Annotated in this window: 13 protein-coding genes; 10 read left to right on the top strand and 3 right to left on the bottom strand. The window is 61.7% G+C overall.

What is annotated here, in order from left to right; genetic code table 11:
- Genes FHX10_RS34490 through FHX10_RS34475 form a run of 4 tightly spaced genes read left to right on the top strand, consistent with a single transcriptional unit; the run spans position 1 to position 2,359 of the window.
- The gene (locus FHX10_RS34490) at positions 1–777 is read left to right on the top strand and encodes a ComF family protein (RefSeq protein ID WP_097623610.1); all 777 of its coding nucleotides are present in this window, start codon (positions 1–3) and stop codon (positions 775–777) included.
- A 31-nt stretch (positions 778–808) separates the two neighbouring features.
- Entirely contained in the window at positions 809–1,066 is a 258-nt protein-coding gene (grxC, locus tag FHX10_RS34485; RefSeq protein ID WP_047619947.1) for a glutaredoxin 3, read from the top strand.
- Positions 1,067–1,076: 10 nt separating this feature from the next.
- The gene (locus FHX10_RS34480) at positions 1,077–1,934 is read left to right on the top strand and encodes a carbon-nitrogen hydrolase family protein (protein ID WP_063476308.1); all 858 of its coding nucleotides are present in this window, start codon (positions 1,077–1,079) and stop codon (positions 1,932–1,934) included.
- Entirely contained in the window at positions 1,931–2,359 is a 429-nt protein-coding gene (locus tag FHX10_RS34475) for a DUF1178 family protein (protein ID WP_063476309.1), read from the top strand. The genes FHX10_RS34480 and FHX10_RS34475 overlap by 4 nt, the downstream gene beginning before the upstream one ends.
- A gap of 55 nt (positions 2,360–2,414) precedes the next feature.
- Here FHX10_RS34475 and ubiG read toward each other — a convergent pair whose 3' ends face one another.
- On the bottom strand, positions 2,415–3,161 hold the full coding sequence (ubiG, locus tag FHX10_RS34470; protein ID WP_047619973.1) for a bifunctional 2-polyprenyl-6-hydroxyphenol methylase/3-demethylubiquinol 3-O-methyltransferase UbiG: 747 nt from the start codon (positions 3,159–3,161) through the stop codon (positions 2,415–2,417).
- 298 nt (positions 3,162–3,459) lie between these two features.
- On the opposite strand from ubiG, the gene FHX10_RS34465 reads away from it, so the two are divergent.
- The 5 genes from FHX10_RS34465 (at position 3,460) to FHX10_RS34445 (ending at position 10,135) form a co-directional block, all read left to right on the top strand.
- Entirely contained in the window at positions 3,460–4,734 is a 1,275-nt protein-coding gene (locus FHX10_RS34465) for an aspartate kinase (protein ID WP_047619953.1), read from the top strand.
- Positions 4,735–4,823: 89 nt separating this feature from the next.
- Positions 4,824–7,091: a phosphoenolpyruvate--protein phosphotransferase gene (ptsP, locus tag FHX10_RS34460; RefSeq protein ID WP_047619955.1), complete on the top strand. Its 2,268-nt coding sequence runs from the start codon at positions 4,824–4,826 to the stop codon at positions 7,089–7,091.
- Between the two features lie 29 nt (positions 7,092–7,120).
- Complete coding sequence (gene prfA / locus FHX10_RS34455) at positions 7,121–8,200, top strand: peptide chain release factor 1 (RefSeq protein WP_047619957.1); 1,080 nt, start codon at positions 7,121–7,123, stop codon at positions 8,198–8,200.
- Positions 8,197–9,057, top strand: coding sequence for a peptide chain release factor N(5)-glutamine methyltransferase (gene prmC / locus FHX10_RS34450; protein ID WP_063476310.1), 861 nt, complete (start codon positions 8,197–8,199; stop codon positions 9,055–9,057). Before prfA ends, prmC begins: the two co-directional genes overlap by 4 nt.
- 343 nt (positions 9,058–9,400) lie before the next feature.
- Positions 9,401–10,135 (top strand): DUF4167 domain-containing protein, encoded by a 735-nt coding sequence (locus FHX10_RS34445; protein WP_063476311.1) that lies wholly within the window; start codon positions 9,401–9,403, stop codon positions 10,133–10,135.
- 48 nt (positions 10,136–10,183) lie between these two features.
- Here FHX10_RS34445 and FHX10_RS34440 read toward each other — a convergent pair whose 3' ends face one another.
- Positions 10,184–10,342, bottom strand: coding sequence for a hypothetical protein (locus tag FHX10_RS34440; protein ID WP_176707411.1), 159 nt, complete (start codon positions 10,340–10,342; stop codon positions 10,184–10,186).
- Positions 10,343–10,386: 44 nt separating this feature from the next.
- Between FHX10_RS34440 and clpB the strand changes: the two genes are divergently transcribed.
- Positions 10,387–12,987, top strand: a complete 2,601-nt coding sequence (gene clpB, locus FHX10_RS34435; protein ID WP_184390800.1) for an ATP-dependent chaperone ClpB — start codon at positions 10,387–10,389, stop codon at positions 12,985–12,987.
- Positions 12,988–13,100: 113 nt separating this feature from the next.
- Here the strand turns inward: clpB and FHX10_RS34430 are convergent, their stop codons facing one another.
- Entirely contained in the window at positions 13,101–15,041 is a 1,941-nt protein-coding gene (locus FHX10_RS34430; protein ID WP_063476313.1) for a M23 family metallopeptidase, read from the bottom strand.
- Between the last annotated feature and the right edge of the window lie 465 nt (positions 15,042–15,506).

The raw sequence follows: 15,506 nt of genomic DNA, 5'->3' as shown, positions 1-15,506 counted from the left end.
ATGGGCTCGATCGATTTCGAAAGACCGGCAGAGTTTTTGCGGGCGCATCTCGTGCGGCCGTTGTCGGCGCTTGCCGATTTCTTCTATCCGCCCGCCTGCTCCGTCTGCGGTATTTCCACAGGCGGCCATCGCGGGCTCTGCGCAAAATGCTGGTCCGGCATCCGCTTCATCGAACGGCCCTATTGCGAGGTGCTCGGCATTCCCTTTTCGCACGATCTCGGTGCCGGCATCCTCAGTGCCGAGGCGATTGCTGACCCGCCGCCCTTCGACCGGCTGCGGTCGGCTGCGACCCACGACCATGCGGTCCGCGATCTCGTGCATGGGCTGAAATATCGCGACCGTACCGATCTGGCGCCGATGATGGCCGCCTGGATGCTGCGCGCTTCCGACGGGGCGGTCGAAAGCTGCGATGCGCTGATCCCGGTGCCGCTGCATCGCACCCGCATGCTGGCGCGCAAGTTCAACCAGGCAGCCGAGCTTGCCCGCCATATGGCAAGGCTTTCGGGCAAGCCGCTGCTTGCAGCCACGCTTATTCGCGTCAAGCGCACCAGCCAGCAGGTCGGCCTTGGCGCGAAGGCGCGCGAGGACAATGTCAGGGGCGCTTTCGCGATTGCCAAGGGTTGCGAAAACGACATTTTCGGCAAGCGCATCGTCCTCGTCGACGACGTCTATACAACGGGGGCGACGGTTGCTGCGGCAAGCCGGACATTGCGCAAGGCAGGTGCGGCCGAGATAACGGTTTTGACCTTTGCAAGGGCTCTCTCCGAGCCTATATGACAGAAATACCCGGCATCGGTCTGGAGAGATTATGGTACCCGTCACGATCTATACACGGCAGTTCTGCGGCTATTGCAGCCGCGCCAAGTCCCTTCTCGAAGAAAAGGGCGTCGACTACGTCGAACACGACGCAACCTTTTCGCCGGATCTTCGCCAGGAGATGATCGGCAAGTCGAACGGCCGCACCACCTTTCCGCAGATCTTCATCGGCGCCGATCATGTCGGCGGTTGCGACGATCTCTTCGCGCTCGATCGGGCCGGCAAGCTCGATCCGATGCTGGCGGCCTGAGGACAAATCGATGAGCTTCAAGGCCGCCGCCATCCAGATGTGTTCCGGGGTCGATCCGGTGAAGAACGCCGCCGCCATGGCGCGGCTGGTGCGCGAGGCCGCCGCAGAGGGCGCGATCTATGTGCAGACGCCGGAGATGACCGGCATGTTGCAGCGCGATCGCGCGGCGGCGCGCGCCGTGCTTGCCGACGAGGCGCATGACATCATCGTCAAGACCGGCTCGGAGCTCGCCGCCGAACTCGGCATCCACGTGCATGTCGGCTCGACGGCAATCGCCCTTGCCGACGGCAAAATCGCCAATCGCGGTTTCCTCTTCGGTCCCGACGGCCGAATCCTCAATCGCTACGACAAGATCCATATGTTCGACGTCGACCTCGACAATGGCGAGAGCTGGCGTGAAAGTGCCGCCTATACGGCCGGCTCGGAGGCCCGTGTTCTGTCGCTGCCCTTTGCCGAAATGGGTTTTACGATCTGCTACGACGTGCGGTTTCCCACGCTCTTCCGCGCCCAGGCGATTGCCGGCGCCGAGGTGATGACGGTTCCCGCAGCCTTCACCAAACAGACCGGCGAGGCGCATTGGGAGATTCTGCTCAGGGCACGCGCGATCGAGAACGGTGTCTTCGTCATCGCCGCCGCACAGGCCGGCCGGCATGAGGACGGCCGCGAGACTTTTGGCCATTCGATGATCATCGATCCCTGGGGCACGGTGCTGGCGTCGGCCGGCGCCACCGGCGAGGCCATTATCGTTGCCGAGATCGATCCCAGTGCGGTCAAAACCGCGCATGACAAGATCCCGAACCTGAGGAATGGCCGGGAATTCTCGGTCGAGAAGATTGCGGGGGCAGTCGCAGGAGGCGTCGCCGCTTGATCCGCTATTCTCTCACCTGTGACAATGCCCATGAATTCGAAGGCTGGTTTTCCGAAAGCGCCGATTTCGACCGTCAGGTCGCGACCGGCTTCCTGACCTGCCCCGTCTGTCATTCCGCTGCTATTTCCAAGCTGTTGATGGCGCCTTCGGTGTCGACGGCGCGGAAGAAGGACGAGATCCAGACACTGGCGATGGATGCCATGCGCCAGGAGGCCCTGCAGAAGCTGAAAGAGGCGGTCGCGGCCGTCAAGGCCAATTCCGAGGATGTCGGCACGCAGTTTCCCGAGGAAGCCCGCAAGATCCATTATGGCGAGGCGGATGCCCGCGGCATCATCGGCCAGGCGACTTTCGACGAGGCGCAGGCACTCCTCGAAGAGGGCATCGAGATCGCAGCCATTCCGGTTTTGCCGGAAGACGTGAACTGACGCAGTCCGCGCGGGCTGCTGCAATGGCTACCTGCATGTGGCGCCTGCCCTGGACTTACGCCGGCCGCTTTGCCAGCAGCATATAATTGACGTCCATATCCTTGGACAGGTTCCATTGGTTCGACAGTGGGTTGAAGAAGACGCCGGTGCGGTCGGTGATCTCGAGGCCGCTTGCCGCCAGCGGCTTTTCCAGCTCTTCCGGGCGCACCAGCTTTTCATATTGATGCGTGCCGCGCGGCAGCCAGCGTAGAATGTTTTCGGCGGCGAAGATGGCGAGCGCGGCCGCCTTCATCGTGCGGTTGATGGTGGCAACGAAAATCAGACCGCCGGGGCGGACCATTTTCGCGCAGGTCGTCATGAAAAATTCGACGTCGGCGACGTGTTCGACCACTTCCATGTTCAAGACGATATCGAAGGTCTCGCCGGCGTCGGCGAGCTCCTCGGCAGTGACAGCGCGATAATCGACCGAAACGCCTGATGCCTTGGCATGGGTAGAGGCGATGCCGATATTCTTCTCGGACGGATCGGCGCCGGTGACGGAGGCGCCCATGCGGGCGACAGGTTCGGACAGGAGGCCGCCGCCGCAGCCGATATCGAGCACCCGCAGGCCTTCGAGCGGGCGGGCGCTTTTCGGATCACGGCCGAAATTCTCGCAGGCCTTGTCTCTTATATAGGTAAGCCGGACGGGATTGAACTTGTGTAGCGGCCTGAACTTGCCGGTCGGGCTCCACCATTCCGCCGCCATCGCCGAGAAGCGGTCCACTTCGCCCTGGTCGATCGTGCTTCTGGCGCCTTCCGTCATCGTCCACTCCTTCATTCGCTCAATGTGAAGTCGGACGATCGACGGCATAAGTCAAGGGGCGTGGATCAGCGGACTGACGAGCGCGGAGCCGCTCGCCAACAGCTTTTATCGCGTGCGCTTGCCTACCCCCGCCAAACTCGCTAAGAGACGCCGCAACTTGGGGCCTTTTGGGGCCTGGGCTTTTAGAGCGGTTCCAGAAGTTGGGAATCCGGCTCTTTGGCCAGGCGGTCCGCCCCAGAGCTTTCGTGATGCCGGGTTCGGTTTTCCGCTGTTCCGGCGCCAGTCGTGGTAGAGGCATATGGCACGCATCGTAATGAAATTCGGCGGCACATCCGTCGCTGACCTGGACCGCATCAAGAACGTTGCCCGCCACGTAAAACGCGAAGTCGATGCCGGGCACGAGGTGGCGGTGGTCGTCTCGGCCATGTCCGGCAAGACCAATGAACTGGTCGGCTGGGTGCAAGGCACGCCGAAGGTGATCGGTGCCAATTCTCCGTTTTACGATGCGCGGGAATATGATGCGGTGGTCGCATCCGGCGAGCAGGTGACCTCCGGACTGCTGGCGATCGCATTGCAGGCGATGGATATCAATGCGCGGTCCTGGCAGGGATGGCAGATCCCGATCCACACCGACAACGCTCATGGCGCGGCGCGGATCATGGAGATTGACGGCTCCGACATCGTCAAGCGGATGGGCGAGGGGCAGGTTGCCGTCATCGCCGGTTTCCAGGGTTTGGGACCCGACAACCGTATCGCGACGCTCGGGCGCGGCGGATCGGACACGTCCGCCGTCGCGATCGCGGCAGCTGTCAAAGCGGATCGCTGCGATATCTATACCGATGTCGACGGCGTCTACACCACCGACCCGCGCATCGTGCCGAAGGCGCGCAGGCTGAAGAAGATCGCCTTCGAGGAAATGCTGGAAATGGCCTCGCTCGGCGCCAAGGTGCTGCAGGTGCGCTCGGTCGAGCTTGCCATGGTGCACAAGGTGCGCACCTTCGTGCGCTCGTCATTCGAAGATCCCGATGCTCCGGGCATGGGCGATCTGTTGAACCCGCCCGGAACGCTGATTTGTGACGAGGATGAAATCGTGGAACAGGAAGTAGTCACCGGCATCGCCTATGCCAAGGATGAGGCTCAGATCTCGCTTCGCCGTCTTGCCGACCGGCCGGGCGTTTCCGCAGCGATCTTCGGACCGCTCGCCGAATCCCATATCAATGTCGACATGATCGTCCAGAATATCTCCGAGGACGGGTCGAAGACCGACATGACCTTCACCGTCCCTTCAGGCGACGTCGAGAAGGCGATCAAGGTGCTCGGCGACCATAAGGAGAAGATCGGCTACGATGTCGTGCAGAACGAATCGGGGCTGGTGAAAGTATCGGTCATCGGCATCGGCATGCGCAGCCACGCGGGCGTTGCCGCGACCGCATTTCGTGCACTTGCCGAAAAAGGCATCAACATCAAGGCGATCACGACCTCCGAGATCAAGATTTCCATCCTGATCGACGGTCCCTATGCAGAACTCGCTGTCAGGACTTTGCATTCCTGCTACGGTCTGGATAAGAATTGATTCCCAGTGGGCGGCCTGCCCCTTCAGGTTGAGGAGACGAGGGCCGGCCCGCCGGGACTGAGTGCGTTGTTTCGGGAGCTTGAGACGCCATGAGAGACCTTTCCGGCGGTCCACGCGTGCTGCTCAGGCGGCTGCGCGAGTTGATGGCGGAGCCGCTGGAGCCGCAGGATCGTCTTGACCGGATCGTCCGCCAGATCGCCGGCAACATGGTGGCGGAAGTCTGCTCTGTCTACGTGCTGCGCGCCGACGGCGTCCTCGAACTCTATGCAACCGAAGGTCTCAACCGCGAGGCCGTGCATCTGGCGCAACTGAAGATGGGGCAGGGCCTCGTCGGCACGATCGCAGCCTCGGCCCAGCCGCTGAACCTTTCCGACGCGCAGTCACACCCTGCTTTCCGTTACCTGCCGGAAACGGGCGAAGAGATCTACCATTCCTTCCTTGGTGTGCCGATTCTCCGAACCGGGCGCTCGCTCGGCGTTCTCGTCGTCCAGAACAAGGCGAGCCGCAACTATCGCGAGGAAGAGCTGGAAGCGCTCGAGACGACGGCGATGGTGCTGGCCGAGATGATCGCCACCGGCGAGCTCAAGAAGATCACCAAGCCGGGCCTCGAACTCGACCTGACGCGTTCGGTGACCGTCGACGGCGACACCTATAATGACGGCATCGGCCTCGGTTACGTCGTGCTGCACGAGCCGCGCATCGTCGTCACCAACCTGCTCAACGAGGATGCCGAGAAGGAAATCCGACGGCTGGCCGAAGCCATGGGCTCGCTCCGGATCTCGATCGACGACATGCTGTCGCGTCGCGACGTGTCGATGGAAGGCGAACACCGCGAGGTGCTCGAAACCTATCGTATGTTCGCGCATGATCAGGGCTGGGTGCGCAAGCTCGAGGAGGCGATCCGCAACGGCCTGACGGCGGAAGCGGCGGTCGAGAAGGTGCAGAGCGATACCAAGGCGCGGATGATGCGCCTGACGGATCCGTATCTGCGCGAACGCATGCACGATTTCGAGGATCTGGCGAACCGGCTGCTCAGACAGTTGACGGGTTATACCGGGCGGACGACGGCCGAGGGTTTCCCCAGCGACGCGGTTATTCTGGCGCGCGCCATGGGGGCGGCAGAACTGCTCGATTATCCACGTGCCAATGTGCGCGGGCTGGTGCTGGAAGAAGGCGCGGTGACGAGCCATGTGGTGATCGTCGCGCGCGCCATGGGCATTCCGGTCATCGGCCAGGCAGCCGGCGTCGTGGCGCTCGCCGAGAACGGCGATGCCGTGATCATCGATGCCGACGAGGGGCATGTGCATCTGCGGCCGATGGCCGATCATCGGCGTTCCTACGAGGAAAAGGTCCGCTTCCGTGCCAGACGGCAGGAGCAGTTCCGGGCGCTGCGCGCCGTCGAGCCGGTGACGAAGGATGGGCAGCGGATCGCGCTGATGATGAATGCGGGGCTGCTGGTCGACCTGCCGCAGCTTTCGGAATCGGGCGCCGAGGGCATCGGCCTCTTCCGCACCGAACTGCAGTTCATGATCGCCTCCACCATGCCGAAGGCGGATGAGCAGGAGCAGTTCTATCGCAATGTGATAAAACAGGCGGCGGGCCGCCCCGTCACCTTCCGCACGCTGGATATCGGCGGCGACAAGGTCGTGCCCTATTTCCGCGGCCATGAGGAAGAAAATCCCGCCCTTGGCTGGCGCGCCATCCGGCTATCGCTCGATCGGCCGGGACTATTGCGCACCCAGCTGCGCGCCCTATTGAAGGCGTCGGCCGACACCGAACTGAAGCTGATGGTGCCGATGGTGACCGAGGTTTCGGAGCTGAAGATCGTGCGCGAGCTGTTGCAGAAGGAAGTGCAGCACCTCTCGCGCTTCGGTCACGGGTTGCCGCGCAAGCTGCAATTCGGAGCGATGCTGGAGGTGCCTGCACTGCTCTGGCAGCTTGACGAACTGATGGAGGCGGTGGATTTCGTTTCGGTCGGTTCGAACGACCTCTTCCAGTTCTCGATGGCGGTCGATCGCGGCAATGCGCGGGTCTCGGATCGCTTCGATCCGCTCGGCAAACCATTCTTGCGCATCCTGCGCGATATCGTGCGCGGGGCGGATCGGAACAAGACGCCGGTGACGCTCTGCGGCGAACTCGCCAGCAAACCGATCTCGGCGATGGCGCTGCTCGGCATCGGCTTCCGCTCGATCTCGATGTCGCCGGCCTCGATCGGACCGGTGAAGGCGATGCTGCTCGGGCTCGATGTCGGGGCGCTGGCCAAGGTGATGGACGAGGTGCTGGACGATCACCACGCCGTGATGCCGATGCGCGAGGTGCTTGCCCGCTTCGCCGAGAGCCACAATATTCCCCTTTAGACAGAGATTAAGAAGAATCGGAGTGAAGGGTGGCGAAGCTTCCCGTTGAAAAAATGCGCGAGCTGGAGCGCCGTTTCGGCGAGATCGAGGCGCGCATGTCGGCTGGCCCGGCTGCCGATGTCTATGTGAAGCTCGCATCCGAATATTCCGAGCTGCAGCCCGTCGTGACGCAGATCCGTGCCTATGAGAAGGCGGTCGCCGAGCTTGCCGATCTCGAAACGCTGCTGGCGGATAAATCGGTCGACCGCGAGATGCGCGACCTCGCCGAGCTGGAACTGCCGGAGGTGAAAGAGCAGATCGAGGCGCTCGAACAGGACATGCAGATCCTGCTTTTGCCGAAGGATGCAGCGGACGAAAAGAGTGCGATCCTCGAAATCCGCGCCGGCACCGGCGGCTCGGAAGCGGCCCTTTTTGCCGGCGATCTCTTTCGCATGTACGAGCGTTTCGCGGCGGAAAAGGGCTGGAAGGTGGAAGTTCTCTCGGCAAGCGAGGGCGAAGCCGGCGGCTATAAGGAAATCATCGCGACGATCACCGGCAGGGGCGTTTTCGCCAAACTGAAATTCGAATCCGGCGTACATCGCGTGCAGCGCGTGCCGGAAACCGAGGCGGGCGGACGCATCCATACGTCGGCTGCAACCGTTGCAGTGTTGCCGGAGGCAGAGGAGATCGACATCGAGATCCGGCCGGAGGATATCCGCATCGATACGATGCGCTCTTCGGGTGCGGGCGGCCAGCACGTCAATACGACGGACTCGGCGGTGCGCATCACCCACCTGCCGAGCGGCATCGTCGTCACCAGCTCGGAAAAGTCGCAACACCAGAACCGCGCCAAGGCGATGCAGGTGCTGCGCTCCAGGCTCTACGATGCCGAGCGACAGCGGGCCGACAGCGAGCGCTCTGCCGATCGCAAGAGCCAGGTCGGCTCCGGCGACCGCTCGGAACGCATCCGCACCTATAATTTCCCGCAGGGTCGGGTGACGGACCATCGCATCAATCTGACGCTTTACAAGCTCGACCGGATGATGGAAGGCGAGATCGAGGAGGTCGTCGATGCGCTGATGGCCGATTACCAGGCAAGCCAGCTGGCACAGCTCGGCGAACAGCAATGAGCTCGACGGTCGCCGATATGCTTGCTGACGCGCGCCGACGCTTCACTGAAGCAGGTATCGTCGATCCGGCGACCGATGCGCGGCTGCTGGTCGCGGGCCTTCTGAAATTGTCGCCGACCGAGCTGTTGACGCGATCGGCCGAGAGACTTTCTCCCGAGCGGTCCGAGCTGATCTTCAAGGCGATGGAGCGGCGGCTCGGCCATGAGCCGGTGCATCGCATTCTCGGCGAGCGTGAGTTCTACGGCTTGCCGCTTCGGCTCTCGGCGGAAACGCTGGAGCCTCGGCCGGATACAGAAATCCTGGTCGATACGGTGCTCGCCTATCTCAGCAACCTTGCAAAAGCTGAAGGCGATCTCCATATCCTTGATCTAGGAACCGGGACTGGGGCGATATGCCTTGCGCTTTTGAGCGAGTGTCCTGATGCGTCAGGTGTCGGCAGCGACATATCGGCGGATGCGCTTTTGACGGCAAGATCGAATGCAGAAAGAAACGGATTGCTGGATCGGTTTCAGGCCATACAGTCGAGATGGTTCGAGAGCATCGAAGGGTCCTTTCACGCGATTGTCTCAAATCCGCCCTATATTGCTTCCAATGTCATTCACGATCTCGCTCCCGAAGTGACGAAATTTGATCCGCTTGCGGCCCTGGATGGCGGCCCGGATGGGCTTGACGCCTACAAAGCCATAGCCAAGGATGCGGCAAGGTTCATGAGACCCGATGGGTTCGTCGGACTGGAGATCGGCTACGATCAGCGAAACGATGTGACGGCGATCTTTGAAGCGAAAGGCTTCAAGTGCCTCAAATCCGTGAAAGATTATGGTCAGAACGACAGGGTGCTCGTGTTCGCGCTCGCGTGACAGGCGATAATTGCTGCACTGGACAGGACATTATTGTTATTGCGAAGAAAAGGCTTGGATTTCCCAGGGAAGCAATATAGGTTGCGGTTACGTGTTGGGCAGATAGGAATGAACGAGATTCGTTCGGTACTTGGTTTGCCTCGGGGGTCCGCTCTTTTAAACGAGAGTTTCAACGGTTGAACACGACCCAATGCGTGAATCAGTCAAACTGACTTGAGAACCAAGCGGCAGGTCGGCGCAAAGGCGCAGTATGCTCGCGGCACAAAGGTCCTGACCCGGTTTTCCGGTCATGGCGGTTGGTGCCATGTATCCATCACAAACAGAGAATTCAGGTGAACGATCTATGAGGCCAGGACAGCAGAACAAGCGCGGTCGAGGGCGTGGTAACAACAATAATAACAACGGCGGCGGTGGAAATAACAATAACAACAATTTCAACCGCAAGGGCGGCAATCCGCTGACCCGGACCTATGACAGCTCCGGCCCCGATGTGAAGATTCGCGGTACTGCGCAGCATATCGCCGAAAAATACGCACAACTCGCCCGCGACGCCCAAAGCTCCGGCGACCGCGTGATTGCCGAGAACTATCTCCAGCACGCCGAACATTACAATCGTATCATCGCCAGCGCCCAGGCGCAGATGCAGGAGCGCTTCCAGCGCGACGATCGCGGCGATTACAATGATCGCGACGGTGCGGACCGCGACGGCGACGATATGGATAGCAACGACAATGACGGTGACGACGTCGTTATCGTCCAGCCGCCGCAGAGCAGGCAGCATCAGCCGCGGCCGCAGCCTGAGTCCCAGCCCCAGCCGACTCCTGCTCCGGCGCCGGTAGTGTCCCAGGCCGAGGTCATCGATGGAACCGGCCCGCAGCCGGAGATCGAAGGTATCCCGGCCGAAGTCGCCATGGACGAGGAAGGTTCGGGCGGCCAGCCGCGCGAACGCCAGCCTCGCCGTCGCAGCACCGGCAACCGTCCCCGTCGCCCGCGTCGCGGCGCAGAAGGGGAAGCTGCTGCTGAAGGCGAGGGTGCCTCTGCCGAGGCGCCGGTGCTGGCTGACGTCGCATCGGAATGAGGATTTCGCTTCTCCTTCAGGGGAGAGCGTGAGGTTCATGCCATCTGCTCAAATTGCCTTTAAAATCCCCGGTCTCGCGCCGGGGATTTTCGTTTTATGGGCTTTAAACTCGCAGAACAGGCTACCATATTCTCCTCGAACTGCTTCGCCCGAAATCCCAGACGGGCAACGCGCGGCCTGCCTTTTCAGGGGGTCGATCTCAATCATCGGTCTGCGCCTCGTCAGGGCAGGGCGATCCATGGAGGTAGAATATGAATATCGAGAAATATTCCGAGCGGGTGCGCGGTTTCATCCAGTCCGCCCAGACTTATGCGCTGGCGCAAGGTCACCAGCAATTCACGCCCGAACATGTGCTGAAAGTCCTGCTCGACGACGATCAGGGCATGGCGGCCTCGCTGATCGAGCGCGCCGGCGGCGATGCCAAGGCGGCCCGCCTTGCCAACGACGCGGCTTTGGCCAAGCTGCCGAAAATTTCCGGCGGCAACGGCAACATCTATCTTGCGCAACCGCTTGCCAAGGTACTTTCAACAGCTGAAGAGGCGGCGAAGAAGGCCGGCGACAGTTTTGTCACCGTCGAGCGCCTGCTGCAGGCGCTGGCGATCGAATCCTCGGCCTCGACCTTTTCGACGCTGAAGAATTCAGGCGTGACGGCTCAGGGCCTCAACCAGGTCATCAACGACATCCGCAAGGGCCGGACGGCGGATTCCTCCAATGCGGAGCAGGGTTTCGATTCGCTGAAGAAGTTCGCACGCGATCTCACCGCCGAAGCCCGCGAGGGCAAGCTCGACCCGGTGATCGGCCGCGACGACGAAATCCGCCGCACCATCCAGGTGCTTTCGCGCCGCACCAAGAACAATCCTGTGCTGATCGGCGAACCCGGTGTCGGCAAGACGGCGATCGTCGAAGGCCTGGCGCTGCGCATCGTCAACGGCGACGTGCCGGAATCGCTCAAGGACAAGAAGCTGATGGCGCTCGACATGGGCGCGCTGATTGCCGGTGCGAAATACCGCGGCGAATTCGAGGAGCGGCTGAAGGCCGTACTCAACGAAGTGCAGGCGGAGAACGGCGAGATCATCCTGTTCATCGACGAGATGCACACGCTGGTCGGCGCCGGCAAGGCGGATGGGGCGATGGACGCCTCCAACCTCTTGAAGCCCGCCCTTGCCCGCGGTGAGCTGCATTGCGTCGGCGCGACCACGCTTGATGAATATCGCAAACATGTCGAGAAGGATCCGGCCCTTGCCCGCCGCTTCCAACCCGTCGTCGTTGACGAACCGACGGTCGAAGACACGATCTCGATCCTGCGCGGCCTGAAGGAAAAATACGAGCAGCATCACAAGGTGCGCATCGCCGATGCGGCGCTGGTGGCCGCGGCGACACTTTCCAACCGCTATATCACCGACCGTTTCCTGCCCGACAAGGCGATCGACCTGATGGACGAAGCGGCAGCGCGGCTGCGCATGCAGGTGGATTCCAAGCCGGAAGAGCTCGATGAACTCGACCGCCGCATCATCCAGCTGAAGATCGAACGCGAGGCCCTGAAGAAGGAAACCGACATTGCCTCGGCCGACCGGCTGAAGCGGCTGGAGACCGAACTCACCGACCTCGAAGAAGAGGCCGATGCGCTGACGGCCCGCTGGCAGGCGGAAAAGCAGAAGCTCGGCCTTGCCGCCGATCTCAAGAAGCAGCTCGACGATGCCCGTAACGACCTGGCGATCGCCCAGCGCAAAGGCGAGTTCCAGCGTGCCGGCGAGCTGACTTACGGCGTCATTCCGGATCTCGAAAAGCAGCTCGTCGATGCCGAGAAGCAGGATGGCGATCGCGGCGCGATGGTGCAGGAGGTGGTAAGCCCCGACAATATCGCTCACGTCGTTTCCCGCTGGACCGGCATTCCGGTCGACAGGATGCTGGAGGGCGAACGCGACAAGCTGCTGCGGATGGAAGACGAATTGGCGAAATCGGTGATCGGCCAGGGTGATGCGGTTCAGGCCGTGTCGCGCGCCGTCCGCCGCGCGCGCGCCGGCCTGCAGGATCCGAACCGGCCGATCGGCTCGTTCATCTTCCTCGGTCCGACCGGCGTCGGCAAGACGGAGCTAACCAAGGCGCTCGCCCGCTTCCTCTTCGACGACGAAACGGCGATGGTGCGCATGGATATGTCGGAATATATGGAGAAACACTCCGTTGCCCGTCTGATCGGCGCGCCTCCCGGCTATGTCGGTTATGACGAAGGCGGAGCGCTGACGGAAGCCGTGCGCCGCAGGCCCTATCAGGTCGTGCTGTTCGACGAGATCGAAAAGGCGCATCCCGACGTCTTCAACATCCTGCTGCAGGTGCTGGACGACGGACGCCTGACGGACGGCCAGGGCCGGACCGTCGATTTCCGCAACACGATGATCATCATGACCTCGAACCTCGGTGCCGAATATCTGACGCAGCTGAGGGACGGCGACGACAGCGATACGGTTCGCGAGCAGGTGATGGAGGTCGTGCGCGGGCATTTCCGGCCGGAATTCCTGAACCGCATCGACGAGATCATCCTCTTCCATCGCCTGAAACGTGAGGAGATGGGCGCGATCGTCGATATCCAGCTGAAACGGCTGGTGGCTCTGCTTTCCGAGCGCAAGATCGTCATCGATCTCGACGAAGACGCCCGCCATTGGCTGGCGAACAAGGGTTATGATCCGGTCTACGGCGCAAGGCCGCTGAAGCGAGTGATCCAGAAGTTCGTGCAGGATCCGCTCGCCGAGCAGATCCTGTCCGGCCAGGTGCCGGACGGATCGACGGTGAAGGTGACGAGCGGTTCGGACCGGCTGCAGTTCAAGACGCAGCAGACGGTGAGCGAAGCGGCGTAAACCGGTTTGCGGATGAATGAGGAATGGCGGCTTCGGCCGCCATTTTTCGTCTGGGGTGCGATCGGCGACCGGGATGACCAGCGTGTAGGCAGTTCAAAGGACGCTGTCGGAGATTATTTGCTGGCCACCTGGTCTGACGTCTGGTTGTTCAGCAGCGTATCGATGCGCTTGCGCTCATCCTCGAATTTCGCCAGCGCCTCGCCCTGCAGCGATTTGCCGCCCGGCAGACGGATGCGCAGCGGGTCGACCTTCGTGCCGTTGACGATCAATTCGTAATGCAGGTGCGGGCCGGTGGATTCGCCTGTGGTGCCGACCCAGCCGATCACCTGGCCCTGGCGGATCTTGGCGCCGGGGACGACGCCCTTGGCGATGGCGCTCTGGTGGTTGTAGGAGGATTCATAGCCGTTGGCATGGCGAATAATCGTCTGGTTGCCGTAACCGCCGGAATCCCAGCCGGCTTTCTCGACCGTGCCGTTGCCGGCGGCGATGATCGCCGTGCCGCGCGGCGCTGCCCAATCGACACCTGTGTGCATGCGGGCGAAACCGAGGATCGGGTGACGGCGCATGCCGAAGCCCGATTTGAAGATGCCGTTCGGAACCGGGTTGCGCAGCAGGAACTGGCGGATGCTCTTGCCGTTCTCGTCGAAATAATCGACCGTGCCGTCATCGGGATCCTGGAAGCGATAGAAGCGCGTCTGCGTATCGCCGAAACGGGCGTTGACGTAGAGCAGTTCGGAATCCTCGGTCGCCTGGCCGGCGCTGTCGGCGACGGAGAAGAAGGCCTCGAGACTGTCGGTCGTCCTCAGTTGCGCCTGGAAATCGACGTTGCTGGCGAGCAGCTTGATGATCAGCGCCGTCATATCCTTGGTCATGCCGTAGGAAAGGGCAGCGCGATAGATGCCGTCATAGACGCGCGGCAGGTTCTGGCCGGGAGGCGGCGCGAAGGAATTATCATCGAAAGCGGTGGCGATGGCATCCAGCATCGGCGGCTCGCTGCCGGGTACGTATCTGCCCTTGTCGTCGACGGCCACGGTGACGAGATGGCGCGTGCCGCGATAGACGCTGGCGCGGATGATCTTGGCCTGTTCGCCCTTCTGAATGATGCCGATGCGCAGCACGTCGCCCTTATCGAGATCGGTGGACCCCAGTTGCTGCGAGATAAAGCCGGCAATGCCATCGGCATATTGCTGTGGATAGCCTGAATCCGTCAGCGCCTTGGCGATCGGCGTGTCGATGCGCACCGGCAGGATGTCGTCGGCGAACTCTTCGGTCTGCGGTGTGATCGATTCCGATGCGGAGACCGTCATGTTCTGTTCGAGCACACGGGCGGACAGGCCGGCGGTCAGATCGACATCGGCATCCTCGTTGGAGAAACGGCGCGGATCGACGTAATAGAGCGCTGCGAGCTGCGTGTTGCCGTCGGTCAGCACCGAGCCGTTGGATCGTACGTTCTCTTCGACCTCTTCGAGCGACAGGCCGGACGCCATCTGCATGTTGGTCTTGCCGGTGGGGAAGGGAATGGTCTTGAGGCTGACTTCGGATTCAACGTCGGAGCCGTAAAGCGCACCGGTGCGGCTTTGCGGGGCGGGCTGAGGCTCGTCGGCGGAAAAGATCGCCAGGGGATCGAAGTCCGGATAGTCCTCGGTCGCCACGTGGTTGGCGGCCAGTGTCATCTTCACATGCGCGAAGGGCTGGCGGCGCACGACTTCCTTTTCGCCGTCATGGACGACGGTCGAAACTTCCATGATGGCACGGTCGGACGGTTTTGCGGCGATGGCGGGCGCGATCAGCCGACCGCCGCGGACCACTGTCGTATCCTCATGCGCGTCTGTCGCGGCACTTGCATAGGCTTCGGCGGGGATCGCCAGCTGCTGGCGCCCGTCAAGGGCGGCAAAAAGGGCGACACCCATGAGCACGGACGAGGTGATGCCGGTGAGGAACGTGCCCGAGAGCCAACGCAGGGAAACTTCGCGCCGGTCGGGCGCGCGTCTGCCGTCGGCCAGAAGCGGAGGCTCGTTGCCCAACGAGCGGATCATCATTTTCTCCGTCATCATGGCAGTCGGGTCCGCGTCCTTACATCAGGCGTCTCAGAGAGCATTTCTTAGCCATCCTGGCTGGGGCGAAAGATGTGCATATTTTAAGCATGGAAGTCAAATCACCCGGGAAAAGGCAGTCTGCCTGCATTTGCCTGTGTGAATCGTGTGTCTCTTAAGACCAGCAGATTGTGATGATGTCGGGGCGCAGGAGACAAAAGAGCGTGCTTTCCACGAAAAGTCGAAAGACGTTCATCTTTTCCTGAGGGTTTAAGGCCGATCGGAATCCGGGAAATGACCGCATCTGGGTGTCTCCCGGAATTTGATCTGAAAAAACAATGACATGAAAGAAATATCATTTTTTTCGAAATGGCCTGTTGACTGCTTGGGAGGGTTAGTTCTATAAGCCCCCTCACTGAACGAGGGCGGCGGCGCTGCTGGCGACGAAGTCTTTCGTTCTAAAGAACCTCAAGCGGATTGGCGGAT

It is taken from the genome of Rhizobium sp. BK591, from assembly GCF_014195045.1.
Lineage (GTDB): Bacteria > Pseudomonadota > Alphaproteobacteria > Rhizobiales > Rhizobiaceae > Rhizobium > Rhizobium anhuiense.
The sequence above is the reverse complement of the archived record's forward strand: the minus strand, read 5'-3'. Positions and strand labels throughout refer to the sequence as shown.

Coding starts and splice junctions, on each gene's coding strand:
- FHX10_RS34490 (WP_097623610.1), top strand. CDS start 1: ATGGGCTCGATCGATTTCGAAAGACCGGCAGAGTTTTTGCGGGCGCAT.
- grxC (WP_047619947.1), top strand. CDS start 809: ATGGTACCCGTCACGATCTATACACGGCAGTTCTGCGGCTATTGCAGC.
- FHX10_RS34480 (WP_063476308.1), top strand. CDS start 1,077: ATGAGCTTCAAGGCCGCCGCCATCCAGATGTGTTCCGGGGTCGATCCG.
- ubiG (WP_047619973.1), bottom strand. CDS start 3,161: ATGACGGAAGGCGCCAGAAGCACGATCGACCAGGGCGAAGTGGACCGC.
- FHX10_RS34465 (WP_047619953.1), top strand. CDS start 3,460: ATGGCACGCATCGTAATGAAATTCGGCGGCACATCCGTCGCTGACCTG.
- ptsP (WP_047619955.1), top strand. CDS start 4,824: ATGAGAGACCTTTCCGGCGGTCCACGCGTGCTGCTCAGGCGGCTGCGC.
- prmC (WP_063476310.1), top strand. CDS start 8,197: ATGAGCTCGACGGTCGCCGATATGCTTGCTGACGCGCGCCGACGCTTC.
- FHX10_RS34445 (WP_063476311.1), top strand. CDS start 9,401: ATGAGGCCAGGACAGCAGAACAAGCGCGGTCGAGGGCGTGGTAACAAC.
- FHX10_RS34440 (WP_176707411.1), bottom strand. CDS start 10,342: ATGATTGAGATCGACCCCCTGAAAAGGCAGGCCGCGCGTTGCCCGTCT.
- clpB (WP_184390800.1), top strand. CDS start 10,387: ATGAATATCGAGAAATATTCCGAGCGGGTGCGCGGTTTCATCCAGTCC.
- FHX10_RS34430 (WP_063476313.1), bottom strand. CDS start 15,041: ATGATGACGGAGAAAATGATGATCCGCTCGTTGGGCAACGAGCCTCCG.